The sequence below is a fragment of the Pseudomonas sp. 14A genome (assembly GCF_018132745.1).
GTDB classification, from domain to species: domain Bacteria; phylum Pseudomonadota; class Gammaproteobacteria; order Pseudomonadales; family Pseudomonadaceae; genus Aquipseudomonas; species Aquipseudomonas mercuritolerans.
In genome coordinates, this window is record NZ_JAGRQJ010000009.1 from 24,141 (window position 1) to 45,597 (window position 21,457).

Sequence of the window (21,457 nt, forward strand, 5' to 3'; positions counted from 1 at the left end):
ACAGTTAGTGGAGAGATCACCTTGGTAGAGTACGTAGTTTCCCTCGATAAGCTCGGCAAACACGATGTTGAGCATGTGGGGGGCAAGAACGCATCCCTGGGCGAGATGATCAGTAACCTGGCAGGCGCCGGTGTTTCGGTCCCCGGCGGCTTCGCCACGACGGCTCAGGCCTATCGTGACTTCCTCGAACTGAGCGGCCTGAACGAGCAGATCCACAAGGCCCTCGACGCGCTCGACGTCGACGACGTCAATGCGCTGGCCAAGACCGGTGCGCAGATCCGTCAATGGATCATGGACGCCGAATTCCCTGAAAAGCTCAACGCCGAGATCCGCACCGCGTTCGCCGCGCTGTCGGCCGGCAACCCTGACGTGGCCGTGGCCGTGCGTTCTTCCGCCACCGCCGAAGACTTGCCGGACGCGTCCTTCGCCGGTCAGCAGGAAACCTTCCTGAACATCCGTGGTGTGGAAAACGTAATCCGCGCCGCCAAAGAGGTGTTCGCTTCGCTGTTCAACGACCGTGCGATTTCCTACCGCGTGCACCAGGGCTTCGACCACAAACTGGTCGCCCTGTCGGCTGGCGTGCAGCGCATGGTGCGTTCGGAAACCGGCACCGCCGGCGTGATGTTCACCCTCGACACCGAATCGGGTTTCCGTGACGTGGTGTTCATCACCGGCGCTTACGGCCTGGGCGAAACCGTCGTACAAGGCGCGGTCAACCCGGATGAGTTCTACGTCCACAAAGGCACGCTGGAGGCCGGTCGTCCGGCCATCCTGCGTCGCAATCTGGGCAGCAAAGCCATCAAGATGATCTACGGCGACGAGGCCAAGGCCGGTCGTTCGGTCAAGACTGTCGATGTCGACAAGGCCGAACGTGCGCGTTTCTGCCTGACCGACGCCGAAGTCAGCGAGCTGGCCAAGCAGGCGATGATCATCGAGAAGCACTACGGCTGCCCGATGGACATCGAGTGGGCCAAGGACGGTGACGACGGCAAGCTATATATCGTGCAAGCGCGTCCGGAAACCGTGAAAAGCCGCACCCAGGCCAACGTCATGGAACGTTACCTGCTGAAAGAAACCGGCACCGTGCTGGTGGAAGGTCGGGCGATCGGCCAGCGCATCGGCGCCGGCAAAGTACGGATCATCAAAGACGTCTCGGAAATGGACAAGGTCCAGCCGGGCGACGTGCTGGTTTCCGACATGACCGACCCGGACTGGGAACCGGTGATGAAGCGCGCCAGCGCCATTGTCACCAACCGTGGCGGGCGTACCTGCCACGCGGCGATCATCGCCCGTGAGCTGGGCATCCCGGCGGTGGTCGGTTGCGGCAACGCTACCCAGCTGCTGAAGGATGGCCAGGGCGTGACCGTATCCTGCGCCGAAGGCGACACCGGCTACATCTTCGAAGGCGAACTGGGCTTCGACATCAAGAAGAACTCCGTCGACGCCATGCCGGAGCTGCCGTTCAAGATCATGATGAACGTCGGCAACCCGGACCGCGCCTTCGACTTCGCCCAATTGCCGAACGCCGGCGTTGGTCTGGCGCGTCTGGAATTCATCATCAACCGCATGATCGGCGTGCACCCGAAAGCGCTGTTGAACTACGACGGCCTGCCGCAGGAAATCAAGGACAGCGTCGACAAGCGTATTGCCGGTTACAGCGACCCGGTCGACTTCTACGTCGACAAACTGGTGGAAGGCATCAGCACCCTGGCTGCAGCGTTCACGCCGAAAAAAGTCATCGTGCGTTTGTCGGACTTCAAGTCCAACGAATACGCCAACCTGATCGGCGGCAAGCTCTACGAGCCGGAAGAAGAAAACCCGATGCTGGGTTTCCGTGGTGCTTCGCGTTACATCAGCGAATCGTTCCGCGACTGCTTCGAACTCGAATGCCGCGCGCTGAAACGCGTGCGCAACGAGATGGGCCTGACCAACGTTGAAATCATGGTGCCGTTCGTCCGTACTCTCGGCGAAGCCAGCCAGGTGGTCGATCTGCTCGCCGAGAACGGCTTGAAGCGCGGCGAGAACGGTCTGCGCGTGATCATGATGTGCGAGCTGCCATCCAACGCGATTCTGGCCGAGGAATTCCTCGAATTCTTCGACGGCTTCTCGATCGGCTCCAACGACCTGACCCAACTGACTTTGGGTCTGGACCGTGACTCCGGGATCATCGCGCACTTGTTCGACGAGCGGAATCCAGCGGTGAAGAAGCTGTTGGCCAACGCCATTCAGGCCTGCAACAAGGCCGGCAAGTACATCGGCATCTGCGGTCAGGGTCCTTCCGACCACCCGGATCTGGCCAAGTGGCTGATGGAACAGGGCATCGAAAGCGTGTCGCTGAACCCGGACACCGTGCTGGAAACCTGGTTCTTCCTCGCCGAAGGTCAGGCTTGATCAGTATGTAATTGGCCCGCACCCCATGTGGGAGCGGGCCTTGAGATTTAAGTAGGGCGGGCTCCAGCGGATGCCGCCCTTTTTTGTGCAAGAGCATTATGCAAAGCAGCAGCAACCTGTTTCCTGTCGCGCTGATCAGCGCCGAGCGGCGCGGCGATCTGAGCGAAGACGTCTATCGATTGAAACCCGGCAACAGCCCGGACTGGTCCGTGGAGATCGCCGTCACCCGCCTGGGCATGGCCGATGACACGGCGCCACGCGGCGTGCCGGTGATTCTGTTGCACGGCAGCTTTTCCAATCGGCGCTTCTGGTTTTCCCCCAAAGGCCTCGGGCTCGGCGCGTATCTGACGCGGCTGGGCTTCGACGTGTGGATCCCGGAAATGCGTGGTCACGGCTTGTCCCAGCGCAACGAAGACTATCGGCGCAACCGCGTGGCCGACTACGCCCGTTACGATCTGCCGGCGATTGCCGCGTTCGTGCGTGAGCAAAGTGGACAGATCCCGCACTGGATCGGCCATTCGCTCGGCGGCATTACCCTGGCGGCGGCACTCGGTGGCGAATACCTCGGCGAACCGGCCGTGGCCTCGGCGGCGTTTTTCGGCACCCAGGTCAGCCGTACCTATTGGCCACTGAAGATTCCACCGGTGGAGTGGGGCGGGCGCTTCATTCTCAAGCGGTTCGCGCAGCTGTCCGGCTCACGCCTCAAACGCGGTCCGGAAGACGAGCCGATCGGCCTGGCCATCGAAAGCATGCGCTGGTACGGCTTGTTCGGTCGCTTCGGCGACAAGGACAAGGACTGGTGGGCCGGACTTGCCGAGGTTCAGCTGCCGGTGCTGGCCGTGACCGCAGCGGGCGATCATCAGGATCCGGCGTGGGCCTGCCGCAAGCTATTCGAGCAGATCGGCTCCGAGCACAAGCAGTTCATCAATCTGGGGCGCGAGCAGGGCTTCTCGGATAATTTCGGCCATGTCGAAATGCTGGTGAGCAAAGCAGCGCAGGCTGAGGTGTGGCCGCTGGTGGCGCGCTGGTTGAACGATCAGCAGACGCCATTGCTGGCGCAGACGACGGATCTGGCCGCTGCAGTGTGAGGGGCGTTCCGTTCAGCCTGGCTTGCGGCTAAGATATGACGCATTGTGCGGTTCCGGTCATATTTCGTGACTGTTTAGCGATAACGTTTCAGCCGCGGTTCAGGTTCGCTCAGCGACCATGGCATGGACTAAGGTAAACAGCGACCGCCGGAACTCGTCTCATCAGAATGCGGCATCCCTTGATCGTCTTCCTTGTTACAGGAGTTTTTCGATGGAACATTACCTTACGCCTGACCTGTGCGACGCCTACCCGGAGCTGGTGCAGGTGCTGGAACCGATGTTCAGCAATTTCGGCGGCCGGGATTCCTTCGGCGGCGAAATCGTGACCATCAAATGCTTCGAAGACAATTCGCTGGTCAAGGAGCAGGCCGAACTCAACGGCAAAGGCAAAGTGCTGGTGGTTGATGGCGGCGGTTCGCTGCGCCGCGCCCTGCTGGGCGACATGATCGCCGCCAAGGCCGCGCAGAACGGTTGGGAAGGGCTGGTGATCTACGGTTGCATCCGTGACGTCGACGTCATCGCCCAGACCGATCTCGGCGTGCAGGCGCTGGCCAGCCACCCGATGAAAACCGACAAGCGCGGCATTGGCGACCTCAACGTCCCGGTGACTTTCGCCGGCGTGACGTTCCACCCAGGCCAGTACATTTATGCGGACAACAACGGCGTGATCGTTTCGCCGACTCCGCTGAAAATGCCTGAATAAGCTTTTCGACAAGGGATGCGGATGTTCGAGGAAGAAAACGCGCAATGGGGGCTGGTGCATGCCCTGGTGCTGGACGGCAAGGGCGGTGCGCGTTCGATAGCCCGGACTGAGCTCGACGATTTGCAGTTGCAGGCCCATGAAAGCCTGTGGCTGCACTGGGATCGCAGCCATCCGCAGACCCGTACCTGGCTGCGCAAATCCAGCGGGCTCAATGAATTCACCTGCGATCTGTTGCTGGAAGAGAACACCCGACCGCGTCTGTTGCCATTGCCCGACTCCGAGCTGTTGCTGTTTCTGCGCGGGGTCAATCTCAACCCGGGCGCCGAGCCGGAAGACATGGTTTCGGTGCGGATTTTCGCCTCGGCTCAGCAAGTGATTTCCCTGCGCTTGCGTCCGTTGCGCGCTACGGATGAGTTGCTGGCGCTGCTGGCTGAGGGCAAAGGGCCGAAAACTTCCTCTGAATTGATGCTGTATCTGGCGCAGTTCCTCACCAATAAAGTGCAGGATCTGGTCACTTGCCTGTCGGAAGTGGTCGATGAAGAAGAAGAAAAACTCGACGCCGACGAACGGTATACCCCCGAGCATGGGGCCATTTTGCACATCCGCCGCAGAGCGGCCGGGCTGAAGCGTTTTCTAGCGCCGCAGCGGGACATTTTCGGACAGCTGACGCGGATCAAACTGCCGTGGTTCGTCGAAGACGACGCCGACTACTGGAACGAATTGAACAACAGCCTCACCCGTTATCTGGAAGAGCTCGAATTGACCCGAGAGCGCGTGGGGCTTGTGCTGGAGGCCGAAGACCGGCGTTTGAGCGTGCACATGAACCGCACCATGTACCGCTTCGGCATCATTACCTGCATCTTTTTGCCGATGAGTTTCATCACCGGTCTGCTCGGGATAAATGTCGGCGGTATTCCGTTCGCCGAAAGCCCGTATGGCTTCCTGATCGCCTGTCTGACGGTGCTCGCCCTGGCATTCGGCCAGTGGTGGTTGTTCCGTCGATTGCGCTGGGTGTGAACATGGCGCATGTGACCCGAGCAAATCTGCCCGCGTCTTTCACAGACATCACGAGAGGTGCGTATGCACGATCCGTTTGAACAGTCTTTGCGCGACATGCTCAACGCTTCGCCGTCCAGCCGCGACGACGATGCGTGCCTGGGCCGCGTACTCAAAACCGCCAACCGCCAGGTCGGCGCCGGTGATCTGTTCAGCCTGCTGGGCCGCTGGCTGCCCGCGCTGATGATCGCCCTGAACAATGGCTCGGCGCATGTCTCGCCGGTTTCCCGTCTTCGTAAAACTACCGCTCGCACTGCTGATAAGGCTGATTGAATATGGAACTTGATCTCTGGACTCAGAGCCTCGTCACTGCAATGACTGCGTTGTGGACCAAAGTCGCTAATTTCATTCCGAACCTGTTCGGCGCACTGGTTGTGCTGCTGTTGGGTTTCGTCGTGGCCAAGCTGCTCGACACCTTGCTCTCCAAATTGCTCGCCAAACTGGGCCTCGATCGCCTGATGGGCGGCACCGGGCTGACCAAGCTGATGTCGCGCGCCGGGCTGCAAGTGCCGATCTCGACGCTGATCGGTAAAATCGTCTACTGGTTCGTTCTGCTGATTTTCCTGGTTTCTGCGGCAGAATCCCTTGGCCTTGAGCGAGTTTCAGCTACGCTGGACATGCTGGCGTTGTATCTGCCGAAAGTATTCGGCGCCGCGCTGGTATTGCTGGTCGGTGTCCTGCTGGCGCAACTGGCCAACGGGCTGGTTCGCGGCGCAGCAGAAGGCGTAGGCCTGGACTACGCTTCGGGGTTGGGACGGATCGCGCAGGGGCTGGTGATCATCATCAGCATCTCGGTCGCGATCAGCCAGCTCGAGGTCAAGACCGACCTGCTGAACCATGTGATTGTTATCGTATTGATTACCGTTGGTCTGGCAGTTGCGCTGGCCATGGGTTTGGGAAGCCGGGAAATCGCCGGTCAGATTCTTGCGGGAATCTATGTGCGTGAGCTGTACGAGGTTGGGCAACAAGTGCGTGTTGGCGAGGTCGAAGGCCAGATCGAAGAGATCGGCACGGTTAAAACCACATTGCTGACCGATGAGGGTGAGCTAGTCTCTCTCTCCAATCGGATCCTGCTGGAACAGCATGTGAGTAGCCGCTAAACCGGCAAACCCTGCTAATGTATGCCGCCGCAAAATGCCAGCCGAGGCTGGTTGTGGCGGACATTGACCTGACTGTCGGCACGACTTGTTTTGAATAAAGCCCAACCGCTATCCACGCGCTACGACCCCCGCGAGCTCTCTGATGAGGAGTTGGTCGCGCGCTCGCATACCGAGCTGTTTCACGTAACGCGCGCCTACGAAGAGTTGATGCGGCGTTACCAGCGAACATTATTTAACGTCTGCGCGAGATATCTTGGGAACGATCGCGACGCAGACGATGTCTGTCAGGAAGTGATGCTGAAGGTGCTGTACGGCCTGAAGAACTTCGAGGGGAAATCGAAGTTCAAAACCTGGCTTTACAGCATCACTTACAACGAATGCATCACGCAGTATCGGAAGGAACGGCGTAAGCGTCGCTTGATGGACGCTCTCAGTCTGGACCCTCTTGAAGAAGCGTCTGAAGAAAAGGCGCCGAAGCCGGAGGAGAAGGGTGGGCTTGATCGCTGGCTGGTGTATGTGAATCCGATTGACCGCGAAATTCTGGTGCTACGATTTGTCGCAGAGCTGGAGTTTCAGGAGATCGCAGACATCATGCACATGGGTTTGAGTGCGACAAAAATGCGTTACAAACGCGCTCTAGATAAATTGCGTGAGAAATTTGCAGGCATTGCTGAAACTTAGTTCAGCGCAAATATCTCTTACGTGTAGGCAAGTTCTGATAGACTTGCCGCCGAGTTGTCCCCCGGTTTGCGGGACTGCTTCACAATCACCAGATGGGGATTTAACGGATGAAACTGAAAAACACCTTGGGCTTGGCCATTGGTTCTCTGATTGCCGCCACTTCGTTCGGCGCTCTGGCACAAGGCCAAGGCGCAGTTGAAATCGAAGGCTTCGCTAAGAAAGAACAATTCGACAGCGCTCGTAACTTCAAGAACAACGGCAACCTGTTCGGCGGTTCGATCGGTTACTTCCTGACCGACGACGTTGAACTGCGTCTGGGCTACGACGAAGTGCACAACGTACGTGCCGACGATGGCAAGAACGTCAAAGGCGCTAACACCGCTCTGGACGCTCTGTACCACTTCAACAACCCAGGCGACATGATTCGTCCATACGTTTCGGCCGGTTTCTCTGACCAGAGCATCGACCAGAACGGTTCGAACGGTCGTAACCGTTCCACCTTCGCCAACGTTGGCGGCGGTGCCAAGCTGTACTTCACCGAGAACTTCTACGCCCGTGCCGGCGTTGAAGCTCAGTACAACATCGACCAGGGCGACACCGAGTGGGCTCCTAGCGTCGGTATCGGTGTGAACTTCGGTGGCGGCTCCAAGCCAGCTGCTGCTCCAGTTCCAGCACCTGCTGAAGTCTGCTCCGACAGCGACAACGATGGCGTTTGCGACAACGTTGACAAGTGCCCGGACACCCCAGCCAACGTAACCGTTGACGCTGATGGCTGCCCAGCAGTTGCTGAAGTTGTTCGTGTTGAGCTGGACGTGAAATTCGACTTCGACAAGTCGGTAGTCAAGCCAAACAGCTACGGCGACATCAAGAACCTGGCTGACTTCATGAAGCAGTACCCATCCACCACCACTACTGTTGAAGGTCACACTGACTCCGTCGGTCCTGACGCTTACAACCAGAAACTGTCCGAGCGTCGTGCAAACGCCGTTAAGCAAGTTCTGACCAACCAGTACGGTGTTGAATCGTCCCGCGTTCAGTCTGTTGGCTACGGCGAATCCCGCCCAGTTGCTGACAACAAAACTGACGCTGGCCGCGCTGTAAACCGTCGCGTAGAAGCGCAGGTTGAAGCTCAAGCTAAGTAATTAGCTGCCGCTGATGGAAAAGCCCGGCTCAGGCCGGGCTTTTCTTTGTCTGCGATTTGGCTTTGAATCTTGAAAGATCGCAGCCTGCGGCAGCTCCTGCATTCAGATCATATGTGTCCTGTAGGAGCTGCCGAAGGCTGCGATCTTTTGCTCTTCCACGACAGCTGCCACCGCACCAATCACCAGAATCGCCGGGCTCTTCAATTCAAACGCCGAGGCATCCTCAGCCATCGCACTCAGATCACTGCGACACTCACGCTGATGCGCCAAAGAGGCGTTTTCGATCATTGCCACCGGCGTATCCGCCGCCATCCCTCCGGCCAGCAGCTGATCACGAATCTCGCCCAGCTTGGCCACGCCCATGTAAACCACCAGCGTCGTCCCGCCTTGCGCCAGCGCCTGCCAGTTCAACTGGCTGTCATCCTGGGTGTGCGCAGTCACCAACGTTACTCCGCGCGCCACGCCCCGCAACGTCAGCGGAATATCGCACTGGGTCGCCCCGGCCAGACCGGCGGTGATGCCATTGACCAATTCCACTTCAACCCCGCGCTCGCGCAACCACTGCGCTTCTTCGCCACCGCGGCCGAAAATGCACGGATCGCCGCCCTTGAGCCGCACCACGCATTTGCCCTGGCGTGCGTAACGCAGCATCAGGCGATGAATGAATGCCTGCGGCGTCGAACGGCAGCCGCCGCGTTTGCCCACCGGGATAACCCGCGCAGCCGGGCAGTGCTCCAGCACCGCGTCGTTGACCAGATCATCGATCATCACCACATCGGCCTCGCGCAATGCGCGCACCGCTTTGAGCGTCAGCAACTCCGGATCGCCAGGGCCTGCGCCCACCAGCCAGACTTTCGCATTCATGGTGTTGTCCTCGTTAAATGACCGCGACCGGCCGCGCTTCGGCAGCCAGCAGACGCTTGATTTCCGGCACGCAGGAACCGCATTGCGTACCGCATCGGAGATTGTTTTTCAGGCCTTGCAGATCCATGCCCTGGCGAATGCCGGCGCAGACTGCGTTGAGGCTGACGTTTTCGCAATTGCACAAGGTCTTGTCGCTCGCAATGGCGCCGACAGCGCCCGGCGGCGTGCTCATCGGCGCGAGCAGCCAGCGCCGCAGTTGTTGGTCGGCGCGGCCCTCCAGCCACAGGCTCTGCAACCAATGTTGCGCGAGGGTTTCGCCGGCCAGGCGAATCGCAGTGATACGGCCGTTTTCGATGCGCACCCGCTTGCCGATAGCGCGACGCGGATCGTCATAGGCCAGAACTGGGCCATCCAGCAGTGACAGGCATTGGTCGATCTCGCCCAGCAGCTGTGGATCCGGCGCCTGGCCGTGTGCAGCGCGTATCAGCAGCGCTGGCCGCTCACGACCGACAAGGCTGAGGCTGACGTAGGAAAACGCCTCGCACAGCGGTCGTAGCGTCTCGAAATGCCGTTGAATATCACCCTCGATCAAGGCGAACAGTTGCCAAGGCAGATTGACTGCTTCCAGACGCACGCCGCTGTGCTTGAGCTCCGGTTGTTTGGACAGTGGATCAAACGCCGGCAAGGTCAGCGTGTTGACGCCGCCCTTGAGATAGCGATCGCCCCAGTGCATCGGCAGAAACGCCTGGCCCGGACGCACGCTGTCGTCGCTGCCGACCGCAACAATCACCGCGCCACGGCGGCTTTTCAGATTGACCAGATCGCCGGGCTGCAAGCGGTGCCGACGCATTTCGTCAGGGTGCAGGCTCAGCACGGCTTCGCTGACGTGGCCGAACAATTGCGCGGCGGTGCCGGTGCGGCTCATGCCGTGCCACTGGTCACGCAGGCGACCGGTGATCAAAGTCAGCGGAAAGCGCGCGTCGCGTTGTTCCTTGGCGGCGCGATACGGATCGGCAATGAACTGCGCGCGGCCATTGGCTGTAGGAAAAATGCCGTCGCCGTACAAGCGTGGCGTGCCTTGGCGGGCGCCGGCAGGGAAGGGCCATTGCTGCGGGCCGAGCTCGTCGATCAAGGCATGACTGATCCCGGACAGATCCAGGTCTCGCCCACGGGTCAGCGCTTTGAATTCATCAAACAACTGCGAAGGTTGATCGAAAGCGAACAGGCTTGGCTGCTTGGGGCGCAGACGTTTCTCCAGACGCTGTGCGAAATCCACCGTGATTGCCCAGTCCGGCCGCGCTTCGCCCGGTGCGTCAACCGCTTTGCGCACGTGGGAAATGCGCCGCTCGGAGTTGGTCACCGAACCTTCCTTCTCGCCCCAACTGGCGGCAGGCAACAGCAGGTCGGCAAATGCAGCGGTTTCGGTAGTGCGAAAGGCTTCCTGCAATACCACAAAAGGGCAGGTCTCTAGCGCTGCGCGGACTGCGCTCTGGTCTGGCATCGATTGCGCCGGATTGGTACAGGCAATCCACAAAGCCTTGATCTTGCCGCTTCTCACGCTTTCGAACAGCTCGATGGCGCTCAGGCCCGGCGCCTCGGGCAAGCTCTCCACGCCCCAATACGCCGCCACCTCGGCGCGATGCTCGGGGTTGGCGGCATCGCGGTGACCGGGCAGCAGATTCGACAGACTGCCGGTTTCCCGCCCGCCCATGGCGTTTGGCTGACCGGTCAGGGAGAAAGGTCCTGCACCGGAACGGCCAATTTGCCCGGTGGCCAGGTGCAGATTGATCAGCGCGCTGTTTTTTGCGCTGCCGGCGCTGGACTGATTAAGGCCCATGCACCACAGCGACAGGAAGCTCGGCGCAGTGCCAACCCATTCTGCGCATTGCTGCAGTTGTTCGATGCTGATGCCGCACAGCTGCGAAACCATCTGCGGGGTGTAATCGCGTACCAGCGTTTTAAGCTCGGCGAGGCCGTCGGTGTGCGCCTTGATGAAATCGCGATCGATCCAGTCTTCCCACAGCAGCAGATGCAAAATCCCATGGAACAACGCGACATCGGTGCCTGGAAGAATAGCCAAATGCAGGTCAGCCAAATCGCAGGTGTCGGTGCGACGCGGGTCGATCACGATGACTTTCATCTGCGGGCGACGGGATTTGGCTTTTTCAAGTCGACGGAAAAGTACCGGATGGGCGTAGGCCATGTTACTGCCGACGATCATCACGCAGTCGCTCAGCTCCAGATCCTCATAACTGCACGGCGGGGCATCGGCGCCGAGGCTGCGTTTGTAGCCGACGACCGCCGAGGACATGCACAGCCGCGAATTGCTGTCGATGTTGTTGGTGCCGACCAGCGCCCGCGCCAGTTTGTTGAAGGCGTAGTAGTCCTCGGTGAGCAACTGCCCGGAGATGTAGAACGCCACGCTGTCCGGGCCGTGTTCGGCGATGGTTTCGGCGAACACGTTGGTCGCGTGGTCGAGGGCGGTATCCCAGTCAGTACGGCTGCGCGCCAGGCCTTTGCCCAGGCGCAGTTCCGGGTACAAGGCGCGGGCGGCGACGTCGCCGGTCAGGTGCAGCGTCGAGCCTTTGCTGCACAGTTTGCCGAAGTTGGCCGGGTGCGCCGGATCGCCGCTGACGCCGAGGATGCGCTCGCCGTCATGCTCGATCAGTACGCCGCAGCCGACCCCGCAGTAACAGCAGGTCGAGGCGGTCGTCTGGCGGTTCATCAGATGGCGTCCCGCAGGGCCAGTTGCACCCGGCCGTTCTCGACCCGCGCCGGATGATGGTGCGCACAGCCGATGTCCGGCGCCTGGGCTTCGCCGGTTTCGAGGTCGATCTGCCAGTTATGCAGCGGGCAGGCCACGCGCTTGCCGTAGATCAGGCCTTGCGACAGCGGGCCGCCCTTGTGCGGGCAGCGGTCATCGAGGGCGAAAACCTCGTCGTCGCTTGTACGAAAAATCGCGATGTCACCTTTCGGCCCGGCAATGATCCGCGAACCGAGGGCGTTGATCTCTTCCAGCGCACAGATATCGAGCCAGTTCATGCCGGCACCTCCAGGTTTTTCACGGGGATAACGTCGAATTCTTTCTTCAGTTGCGGCTGCGCCAGGCGCTCTTTCCATGGGTCCTGTTCGAACGACAGGGAGAATTGCAGGCGCTCATTCAGGGCCTTGCGCCGCTCGGCGTCTTCGAGCACGTTCTTCTTGATGTGCTCCATGCCGACCCGTTGCAGGTAGTGCACGGTGCGCTCGAGGTAGAAGGCTTCTTCGCGGTAGAGCTGCAGGAACGCGCCGTTGTATTCACGGACTTCTTCGGCAGTCTTGAGCTTGACGAAGAACTCGGCGACTTCGGTCTTGATCCCGCCGTTGCCACCGATGTACATCTCCCAGCCGGAGTCGACGCCGATAATTCCTACGTCCTTGATGCCCGCTTCCGAGCAGTTGCGTGGGCAACCGGACACCGCCAGCTTGACCTTGTGCGGCGACCACATGTTGAACAGGTCGTGCTCGAGTTCGATGCCCAGTTGCGTCGAGTTTTGCGTGCCGAAGCGGCAGAACTCGCTGCCAACGCAGGTTTTCACGGTGCGGATGGATTTGCCGTAGGCGTGGCCGGACGGCATGTCGAGGTCTTTCCAGACGCCGGGCAGATCCTGTTTCTTGATCCCCAGCAAGTCGATGCGCTGACCGCCGGTGACCTTGACCATCGGCACGTTGTACTTGTCGGCCACATCGGCGATCCGCCGCAGTTCCGACGGATTGGTCACGCCGCCCCACATGCGCGGCACCACCGAATAGGTGCCGTCCTTCTGGATGTTGGCGTGGGCGCGTTCGTTGATCAGACGCGATTGCGGATCATCCTTGGCTTCGCCCGGCCAAGTGGAAATCAGGTAATAGTTGAGCGCCGGGCGACAGGTCGCGCAGCCATTGGGCGTGCGCCAGTTCAGGTAACTCATGGTCTCGGCGATGGTCAGCAGGTGTTCCTGGCGGATCGCCTGACGAATCTGCCCGTGGTTGAGGTCGCTGCAACCGCAGATGGCTTTTTCGCTTTTCGGTTTGACGTCGGCCGCGCCACCCACCGTATTGATCAGGATCTGTTCAACAAGGCCGGCGCAGGAACCGCAGGAGCTGGCAGCCTTGGTGTGTTTCTTGACTTCATCGACGCTGAACAGGCCGTGTTCCTGAATCGCCTTGACGATGGTGCCCTTGCACACACCGTTGCAGCCGCAGACTTCGGCGCTGTCGGCCATGACCATGGCTTTGTCCTGGCCCTGATGTCCTACGTCGCCCAGAGCGTTTTCGCCGAACATGAGGTGATCGCGGATCTCACCGATGGCGTGATTCTCACGAATCTGCCGGAAATACCAACCGCCATCTGCTGTATCGCCGTACAGACACGCGCCGACCAGCACGTCATCCTTGATCACCAGTTTTTTGTACACGCCGCCGATCGGGTCGGAGAGGGTGATGGTCTCGGTGCCTTCGCCGCCCATGAAATCGCCGGCGGAGAACAGGTCGATGCCGGTGACTTTCAATTTGGTCGAAGTCACCGAGCCCTGATAGCGAGCGAAACCCAGTTGCGCGAGGTGGTTGGCGCAGACCTTGGCCTGTTCGAACAGCGGCGCAACCAGACCGTAGGCGATGCCGCGATGGCTGGCGCATTCGCCGATCGCGTAGATGCGTGGGTCGTAGGTTTGCAGGGTGTCGTTGACCAGAATCCCGCGATTGCACGGGATGCCGGCCTTTTCTGCCAGTTCGGTGTTGGGGCGGATGCCGGCGGCCATCACCACCAGGTCGGCAGGGATGATATCGCCGTTCTTGAACTGCACCGAGCCGACCCGGCCATTGCCGGCGTCGTGCAGGGCTTGGGTCTGTTCGCACAGGCGGAAATGCAGGCCACGGGATTCCAGCGCCGATTGCAGCAACTGGCCGCTGGTCTTGTCCAGTTGCCGCTCCAGCAGCCATTCGCCGAGGTGCACCACGGTCACGTGCATGCCTCGCAGCATCAGGCCATTGGCGGCTTCGAGGCCGAGCAGGCCGCCGCCGATGACCACGGCGTGCTTGTGGGTCCTGGCGGTGTCGATCATGGCCTGGGTGTCGGCGATGTCGCGATAGCCGATCACACCCTGCAAGGTGTTGCCGGGGATTGGCAGGATGAACGGGGTCGAGCCGGTGGCGATCAGCAAGCGATCGTACTCGGCTTCGGTGCCGTCCTCGGCAATCACTCGGCGTTTGACCCGGTCGATCTCCACCACTTTGCGGTTGAGCAGCAACTTGATGTTGTTTTCCAGGTACCAGTCGAGGTCGTTGAGGACGATCTCTTCGAAAGTCTGCTCGCCGGCCAGCACCGGCGACAGCAGGATGCGGTTGTAGTTGGTGTGCGGTTCGGCGCCGAAGACGGTGATGTCGTAGAGCTCGTCGCTCAGCTTGAGCAGTTCTTCCAGGGTACGCACCCCGGCCATGCCATTGCCGATCATCACCAGTTTGAGTTTTTTCATCAGGTTCTCCGGGAGCTGCGGCTGGCCTCTGGTGGGCCGTCGGGCCTTGCTCGACAAATTTTGCGCAAACAAAAAAAGGCGTCCCGCTAGTTGCCTAGCGAGGACGCCTTTGTCCTGGTCCCGTTCTCTCGGGAAGCGCAGCCTTCGTCGTTGAAGGTTGGGCTTTATGTATGGTGAAAAGGGTAATGCAGTGGTTGTGCCAACTTGGGTGGACGCGGATTTATTGGTGATTGGGGTTGTGACAGGAGGTTTTTTTGCACCGAATCGAGGCGTGTTGCTCGTTCGTGGCGCGTTAATTCTTGGGGTTATGCGGTGTGACGCCGAATGCCTTCGCGAGCAGGCTCGCTTCCACAAGGTGTCTGCGAACGACACCAATCCCCTGTGGGAGCGAGCCTGCTCGCGAATGGCGCAACTCAATCTCAGCCATGAAACAACAAAACCAGCAGCACCACATTCCCCAGCAACGCCACCAACGCCATGGTCCGCCAGACCTTCAACGGCTCTCGCTCCAGTAAAGGCCGGGGCCGCACACTCAAACTTTGCCGCTCACCCTGTTCCAGCACCAGCAGCCACTCTTCAGCGGTTTCAAAGCGTTGCTGCGGATCGGCGGCGACGCCGCGTTCCAGACTTTGCGCCAGCCATTCCGGCAGGTCCGGGCGATAGCGACTGGCATTCACCGGTACGCCAAATCGGGGCCGCTGGAATGCTTCGATTTCGCCGTAGGGAAAATGCCCGGTGAGCAGGTAATAGAGAGTGACACCGACAGAATACAAATCCTGCTGTGCACTCGGTGGTTCGCCGCGAAACGCTTCCGGGGCGATGAAACTAGGCGTTCCCGGCAGGGTCGACGGCGCGTCCTCCGACAGTCCCGGGCAATAAGCCAAGCCGAAATCCAGCAGGCGCAGCTCGCCGTCATCCCCCAGCAACAGGTTTTGCGGCTTGATGTCGCGATGCAGAATTTGCCGTCGATGCAGCAACCCGACCGCGCGCAACAGGCGCTCGGCGATGTCCTGCCACTGCGCCAAAGGCAACGGGCCGCTGTGTTGAAACACGTCGGCCAGCGTCGTCCCGGCGTATTCGCGCATGACGTAATACAAATGTTGACGCTGAGTGCAGGCATGGATTTGCGGAAAATGCCGGCCGGCCACGCGCTTGAGGAACCATTCTTCCGACAGCAGCGCCTGCCCGGCTTGCGGATCGTCAGCGAGCCGCGTCGGCAAGGTCTTCAACAGCCAAGGCTGGCCCTGACTATCGAGCACGCGATACAGCAATGATTGCTGGCTCTGGCCGATGATGCCTTGCACCTGCCAGCCTTCAAACGCTTGCCCGGGTTTCAGCGTTGGCGGCAGTGGCCATTGCTGCAATTGCACCAGCGCATCGCCAATGCTCGCTTCGCCCAGCGCATCGACGCGCACCAGCAGGGCACTGGCGTTGTCCTGACTGCCGGCCAGATGCGCGGCGTTGACCAAGGTTTGCGCCGCGCTGGGCAGATCCGCTTGATCACGCAGAATCGCGGCGATCGCGGTATCGCCCAGGGTCGACCAGACGCCGTCGCTGAGCAGAACGAAGCTTTCGCCCTCACGCAGTTCGCCGTCGAGGAAATCCAGCACCAGATGTTGATCGAGCCCGAGCGCACGCTTGAGCACATGCTGCATGCCCGGTTGTTCCCAGACGTGATCCTCGCTGATGCGCTGCAAGCGCTCGGCGTGCCAGCGATAGACCCGGCAATCGCCGACGTGGGCGAGGGTGAAGCGTCGACCGCGCATCACCAGCGCGCTGACCGTGGTCAGCAGCGGTTGCCCGCCGCCGTTGGCCTGCAGCCAGCGATTTTGCGCGAGCAGCAGGCGATCCAGCGCTTGGGCCGCGCTCCAGGTTTCCGATGTCGCGTAGTAGTCCAGCGCCAGCGCCTGCAAGGTCGAACGCGCGGCGAGGCCGCCATCGGCGCACTGGCTGACGCCGTCGGCGATGGCGAACAGATATCCCTTGCTCACCGCCAGTGCCGGCGCCGGTGTCACCGAGCGCAGGGCGTCCTGATTCTCCGCGCGCGGGCCGGTGGCGCTGGCTTCGGCGAAGCTCAGTTGCAGGGCCATTGGGGCCTCAGACCCGCGCCGCCGTTACTGCCGCCGAACCCCAGGTGGTTCTCCAGCGACGCTTGACGCCGTGCAGGCCAAACCAAGCCAACACACCCAGGCTGGCGAACAACCACAGCGCCAGTTGATAGCTGCCGGTGCTTTGCTTGATCGCGCCCATGCCCGCCGCGAGGGCGAAGCCGCCGATACCGCCGGCCATGCCGATCAGCCCGGTCATCACGCCGATCTCCAGACGAAAACGCTGCGGCACCAGTTGGAAAACCGCACCGTTGCCGGCGCCCAAGCCGAGCATGGTGCAGACGAAAAGCGCCAGCGCGGCGTAGGAACTTGGCAGATTGAAGCCCACCGCTGCAATGCAGATGGCAGCGACGGTGTACATCGCCAGCAAAGTGCGGATGCCGCCGAAGCGATCGGCCAGCGCGCCACCCAATGGCCGCATCAGGCTACCGCCGAACACGCAGGCAGCGGTGTAGTAGCCGGCGGTCACCGGGCTCAGACCGTATTGATCGTTGAAGTAACCGGGCAGGGCGCTGGCCAGGCCGATGAAGCCGCCGAAGGTGACGCTGTAGAAAAACATGAACCACCAGCTGTCGCGATCACCGAGGGCCTTGAAGTAGTCGGCCATGGCTTTCGGTTTCGGCCGCTGCGGGGCGTTTTTTGCCAACAGGGCGAACAGCACCAAGGTCAAAACCAGCGGGATCAGGGCGAAACCGAAGACATTGCTCCAGCCGAACGCGGCGGCAATCACTGGCGCCAGCAGCGCGGCGAACACGGTGCCGGAGTTGCCGGCGCCGGCGATGCCCATGGCTTTGCCCTGATGTCCTGGTGGATACCATTGCGAGGCCAGCGGCAGGGCTACGGCGAACGACGCGCCGGCCATACCGAGAAACAGACCGAGGATCAGCGCCTGTTCATAACTGTGGATGCCGAGTTTCCAGGCGCCGAACAGCGCGCAGATGACGATGACCTGGCCGATCAGTCCGGCGGTCTTCGGCGACAAGCGATCAGCGAGCATGCCCATGGCGAAGCGCAACACCGCGCCGGCGAGAATTGGCGTGGCGACGACGAGGCCGCGCTGCTGGGTGGTCAGGTGCAGGTCGGCGGCAATCTGCACCGCCAGCGGGCCGAGCAGGTACCAGACCATGAAGCTCAGGTCGAAATACAGAAAGGCCGCGAACAGGGTCGGGGTATGGCCGGATTTCCAGAAGCTTGAATTCATCGCGCACCTCGGCTGAAAAGAGTCTCGAAAGGAGTCATGCACAGCAGGTGGAGCGCCTCACGGCCGCACCACCGGCCCCGCTCTGTGGGGCCAAAACGCAAAAACGCCGCTACCTGGTTCGCCGAGGGGCGAACGGGGTGAGCGACGTCTTTGTCGTAGGTGGGGCAACCGCCGTTGGTTACCTGTGCGGTTTACTTAGCGAGATTTGTGCCAACAGCTGAAAAGCAAAAGCCCCTCACCCTAGCCCTCTCCCAGAGGGAGAGGGAACCGAGCGGGGGATGGCCGAGTCATTTGCCGATCTGAACGATTTCGAGTGAATCCATAATCGACTCGGTCGTTCAGGTCGGCGGACAGCGCAAGACAACGCGGTCGGTCCCCTCTCCCTCCGGGAGAGGGCTAGGGTGAGGGGCTCTTGATTTGCAGCGAAAATTTCAGCCCAGCAACTCACTCATGGCAATGATCTGCTCCGCCACCTGAATCAGCTTCTGCTGGCGGCTCATGGCCTGGCGGCGCATCAGCGTGTAGGCCTCTTCCTCGTTGCAGTCCTTCATCTTCATCAATAAACCCTTGGCCAGTTCAATGCGCTTGCGCTCGGCCAGTTGCTGGTCACGGGCCTGCAATTGCGCGCGCAGGGCCTGGTCACTCTCGAAGCGCGCCATCGCCACGTCGAGAATCGGCTGCAATCGCTGTGCGTGAATGCCTTCGACAATGTAGGCACTGACCCCGGACTTGATCGCCTGACGCATCACCCCCGGATCATGTTCGTCGGTGAACATCACGATCGGCCGTGGCTGGTCGCGGCTGACCAACACCACTTGCTCCATGACATCGCGGCTCGGTGACTCGGTATCGATCAGGATCACGTCCGGGCGCACCGTTTCGACGCGCGCCGGCAGGTCGATGGTCAGGCCGGACTCGTCGATTACCTCGAAGCCGGCCTCGGTCAGCGCCGCTTTCAGGCGTCCGACTTTTTTCGCGGTGTCGTTGATCAGCAGAATGCGCAACATGTTCGCGGTCTCCTGTCAGCGCTGGGCGAGAAGCGGGGCGGCGTCGCTCAGGGCATGCAGCTTGAAACTGCGCGCATAGCCCGCCGGATCGCTGCCGTCCCAGACCTTGCCATCGAGCAACTGGCTGCTGCGCAGGTCTGCGCAGGAAGACGCGACGCCAACAGCGCTCGCTGCCTCGCGATACAGATCCAGGCGCTGAACCTGGCGGGCAACGGCCAGATAATCCGGATCCTCGCGCAACAGACCCCAGCGACGGAACTGGGTCATGAACCACATGCCGTCGGAAAGGTAGGGCAGATTGACCTCGCCATCGCCATGAAAACGCAGCGCATGCGGGTCCTGCCAGCGATTGCCGAGGCCATCGGCGTAGTCACCCATAAAACGCGGCTCGATGCACGCGGCGGGAGTGTCGAGGTACTCCGCAGCGCTGAGCAATTGCGCGGTGCTGCGGCGGTTTTCCGGGCTTTCTTCGATGAAGCGGCTGGCCTCAAGAATGGCCATGACCAGCGCCCGCGTGGTGTTGGGATATTGCTCGACGAATTCCCGGGTGCAGCCGAGGATTTTTTCCGGGTGGTCGGGCCAGATGCTCTGGCTGGTCGCCAAGGTGAAACCGAGATCCTGCTGCACGGCGCTGGCCGCCCACGGTTCGCCGACGCAAAAGCCGTCGATGCGCCCGGCTTGCAGGTGCGCAACCATTTGCGGCGGCGGCACCACCACGCTGTCGACGTCCTGCAACGGATGAATGCCCTGGCTCGCCAGCCAGTAATAAAGCCACATCGCATGGGTGCCGGTGGGGAAGGTCTGGGCGAAGGTCAGTTTTGCGCGGCTTTGGTGCACATGCCGATCGAGCGCTTCAGGACTGTTCACGCCAGCCTGTTGCAAACCATGGGACAGGTTCAGGCTCTGGCCATTCTGGTTCAGGCCCATCAGCACCGCCATGTCGGTCGGGGCGACGCCGCCGATGCCCAGGTGCACCGCATAAATCAGCCCGTACAGACTGTGCGCGGCATCCAGTTCGCCGCTGACCAGTTTGTCGCGCAAGTTGGCCCATGACGCCTGACGCTTGAGGTTCAGGGTCAGGCCGTAGGGCTGGGCGAAGCCCTGAGTGGCGGCGACCACCACCGATGCGCAGTCGCTCAGCGCCATGAAGCCTAGATCGATCGCGCTCTTTTCCGGCGCATCGCTGCCATTGACCCAGGCCAGAGGCCCCAAGGACGTTTCGTTCATACGCTACCTCAAAAAAAACGTCGTCCCGGATTCTGCGCAGGCAAAACCCGGGGACGACGCCATTGTCCTGGCCTGCGCGCCATCATTGGCGGCAGACTGATGAGCGGGGTGGTGCAAGGCATATGCCAGTCGCCTGATTCGCGCAGGCGCCTCGCGCCGGGGGACGATGCCCGGCTATAATCGCCGCCTCTTTTCGCCGCCCGAGTCATTGCCGCCCATGTACACCCTGGCCCGTCAGCTGTTGTTCAAACTTTCCCCGGAAACCTCCCACGATCTGTCGCTGGATCTGATCGGCGCGGGTGGACGTTTGGGCCTCAACGGCTTGCTGTGCAAGGCGCCGGCGAAAATGCCGGTGACCGTCATGGGGCTGGAGTTCCCGAACCCGGTGGGGCTGGCGGCAGGTCTGGACAAGAACGGCGCGGCCATCGACGGCTTTGCGCAACTGGGTTTCGGCTTTGTCGAAATCGGTACCGTGACCCCGCGTCCGCAGCCGGGTAACCCGAAACCACGGATCTTCCGCCTGCCGGAAGCCGAGGCGATCATCAATCGCATGGGCTTCAACAACCTCGGCGTGGACAACCTGCTGGCGCGGGTCGCCGCGGCGAAATACCGGGGCGTGCTGGGCATCAATATCGGCAAGAACTTCGACACTCCCGTCGAGCGTGCGGTCGACGATTACCTGATCTGCCTGGACAAGGTTTACGCCCACGCCAGCTACGTCACCGTCAACGTCAGCTCGCCAAACACCCCGGGCCTGCGCAGCCTGCAGTTCGGTGACTCGCTCAAGCAATTGCTCGCTGATCTGGCCACCCGTCGCGCCGAACTGGCCCTGCGTCACGGCAAGCATGTGCCGCTGGCGATCAAGATCGCGCCGGACATGACCGACGAAGAGACTGCGCAGGTTGCCCAGGCATTGATCGAAACCGGCATGGACGCGGTCATCGCCACCAATACGACTTTGAGCCGTGTCGGTGTCGAAGGCATGGAGCATGGCGACGAGGCGGGCGGTCTGTCGGGTGCGCCGGTGCGTGAGAAGAGCACCCACACTGTGAAGGTGCTGGCGGGCGAATTGGCCGGGCGTTTGCCGATCATTGCCGCGGGCGGGATTACCGAAGGCAAGCACGCGGCGGAGAAGATCACGGCCGGTGCAAGCCTGGTGCAGATCTATTCGGGCTTCATCTACAAAGGCCCGGCGCTGATTCGTGAATCGGTGGATGCGATCGCCGCGTTGCGCTGAGGATTGCCGAGGCGTTGGGGGGCCTTTGTGGCGAGGGGATTTATCCCCGCTGGGCTGCCCAGCAGCCCCAAACCTTGCACATTGATATGCCAGTTAAATTGAAATTCCGACTTCGCGACTGCTGCGCAGCCGAGCGGGGATAAATCCCCTCGCCACGTGG

The 21,457-nt window shown here is 61.2% G+C and carries 17 protein-coding genes; 9 read left to right on the forward strand and 8 right to left on the reverse strand.

What is annotated here, in order from left to right:
- Positions 1-21 precede the first annotated feature (21 nt).
- From ppsA to PS14A_RS08275, 8 genes are all read left to right on the forward strand, one after another.
- On the forward strand, positions 22-2,391 hold the full coding sequence (gene ppsA / locus PS14A_RS08240) for a phosphoenolpyruvate synthase (RefSeq protein ID WP_122692172.1): 2,370 nt from the start codon (positions 22-24) through the stop codon (positions 2,389-2,391).
- A 98-nt stretch (positions 2,392-2,489) separates the two neighbouring features.
- A complete protein-coding gene (locus PS14A_RS08245; protein WP_137215829.1) occupies positions 2,490-3,479 on the forward strand; it encodes an alpha/beta fold hydrolase in 990 nt (329 codons plus the stop codon).
- A gap of 211 nt (positions 3,480-3,690) precedes the next feature.
- On the forward strand, positions 3,691-4,182 hold the full coding sequence (gene rraA / locus PS14A_RS08250; RefSeq protein ID WP_039762996.1) for a ribonuclease E activity regulator RraA: 492 nt from the start codon (positions 3,691-3,693) through the stop codon (positions 4,180-4,182).
- A gap of 21 nt (positions 4,183-4,203) precedes the next feature.
- The gene (locus tag PS14A_RS08255) at positions 4,204-5,199 is read left to right on the forward strand and encodes a zinc transporter ZntB (protein WP_212615721.1); all 996 of its coding nucleotides are present in this window, start codon (positions 4,204-4,206) and stop codon (positions 5,197-5,199) included.
- A 63-nt stretch (positions 5,200-5,262) separates the two neighbouring features.
- Positions 5,263-5,511, forward strand: coding sequence for a hypothetical protein (locus tag PS14A_RS08260; protein ID WP_003223293.1), 249 nt, complete (start codon positions 5,263-5,265; stop codon positions 5,509-5,511).
- Positions 5,512-5,513: 2 nt separating this feature from the next.
- Positions 5,514-6,338: a mechanosensitive ion channel domain-containing protein gene (locus PS14A_RS08265; protein WP_016773831.1), complete on the forward strand. Its 825-nt coding sequence runs from the start codon at positions 5,514-5,516 to the stop codon at positions 6,336-6,338.
- Between the two features lie 90 nt (positions 6,339-6,428).
- Positions 6,429-7,019 carry an RNA polymerase sigma factor SigX gene (gene sigX, locus PS14A_RS08270; protein WP_016773832.1) on the forward strand — a complete coding sequence of 197 codons (591 nt, stop codon included), beginning with the start codon at positions 6,429-6,431 and terminating at the stop codon, positions 7,017-7,019.
- Between the two features lie 107 nt (positions 7,020-7,126).
- Complete coding sequence (locus PS14A_RS08275; protein WP_016773833.1) at positions 7,127-8,161, forward strand: OmpA family protein; 1,035 nt, start codon at positions 7,127-7,129, stop codon at positions 8,159-8,161.
- Between the two features lie 102 nt (positions 8,162-8,263).
- Here the strand turns inward: PS14A_RS08275 and cobA are convergent, their stop codons facing one another.
- The 8 genes from cobA to PS14A_RS08315 all read right to left on the reverse strand — a co-directional run bounded on the left by cobA (position 8,264) and on the right by PS14A_RS08315 (position 20,060).
- Entirely contained in the window at positions 8,264-9,025 is a 762-nt protein-coding gene (cobA, locus tag PS14A_RS08280) for a uroporphyrinogen-III C-methyltransferase (protein WP_212615722.1), read from the reverse strand.
- Between the two features lie 13 nt (positions 9,026-9,038).
- A complete protein-coding gene (locus PS14A_RS08285) occupies positions 9,039-11,750 on the reverse strand; it encodes a nitrate reductase (protein WP_212615723.1) in 2,712 nt (903 codons plus the stop codon).
- The gene (gene nirD / locus PS14A_RS08290) at positions 11,750-12,067 is read right to left on the reverse strand and encodes a nitrite reductase small subunit NirD (protein ID WP_016773836.1); all 318 of its coding nucleotides are present in this window, start codon (positions 12,065-12,067) and stop codon (positions 11,750-11,752) included. Before nirD ends, PS14A_RS08285 begins: the two co-directional genes overlap by 1 nt.
- The gene (nirB, locus tag PS14A_RS08295) at positions 12,064-14,517 is read right to left on the reverse strand and encodes a nitrite reductase large subunit NirB (protein ID WP_016773837.1); all 2,454 of its coding nucleotides are present in this window, start codon (positions 14,515-14,517) and stop codon (positions 12,064-12,066) included. The genes nirD and nirB overlap by 4 nt, the downstream gene beginning before the upstream one ends.
- Before the next feature lie 419 nt (positions 14,518-14,936).
- Positions 14,937-16,607, reverse strand: coding sequence for a bifunctional protein-serine/threonine kinase/phosphatase (locus tag PS14A_RS08300; protein WP_212615724.1), 1,671 nt, complete (start codon positions 16,605-16,607; stop codon positions 14,937-14,939).
- A 7-nt stretch (positions 16,608-16,614) separates the two neighbouring features.
- Positions 16,615-17,826, reverse strand: a complete 1,212-nt coding sequence (locus PS14A_RS08305; RefSeq protein WP_212615725.1) for a nitrate/nitrite transporter — start codon at positions 17,824-17,826, stop codon at positions 16,615-16,617.
- Positions 17,827-18,257: 431 nt separating this feature from the next.
- Positions 18,258-18,833 carry an ANTAR domain-containing protein gene (locus PS14A_RS08310; RefSeq protein WP_007916390.1) on the reverse strand — a complete coding sequence of 192 codons (576 nt, stop codon included), beginning with the start codon at positions 18,831-18,833 and terminating at the stop codon, positions 18,258-18,260.
- 15 nt (positions 18,834-18,848) lie between these two features.
- A complete protein-coding gene (locus tag PS14A_RS08315) occupies positions 18,849-20,060 on the reverse strand; it encodes a CmpA/NrtA family ABC transporter substrate-binding protein (RefSeq protein WP_212615726.1) in 1,212 nt (403 codons plus the stop codon).
- A 217-nt stretch (positions 20,061-20,277) separates the two neighbouring features.
- On the opposite strand from PS14A_RS08315, the gene PS14A_RS08320 reads away from it, so the two are divergent.
- Positions 20,278-21,297, forward strand: a complete 1,020-nt coding sequence (locus PS14A_RS08320; RefSeq protein WP_212615727.1) for a quinone-dependent dihydroorotate dehydrogenase — start codon at positions 20,278-20,280, stop codon at positions 21,295-21,297.
- Positions 21,298-21,457: the final 160 nt, after the last annotated feature.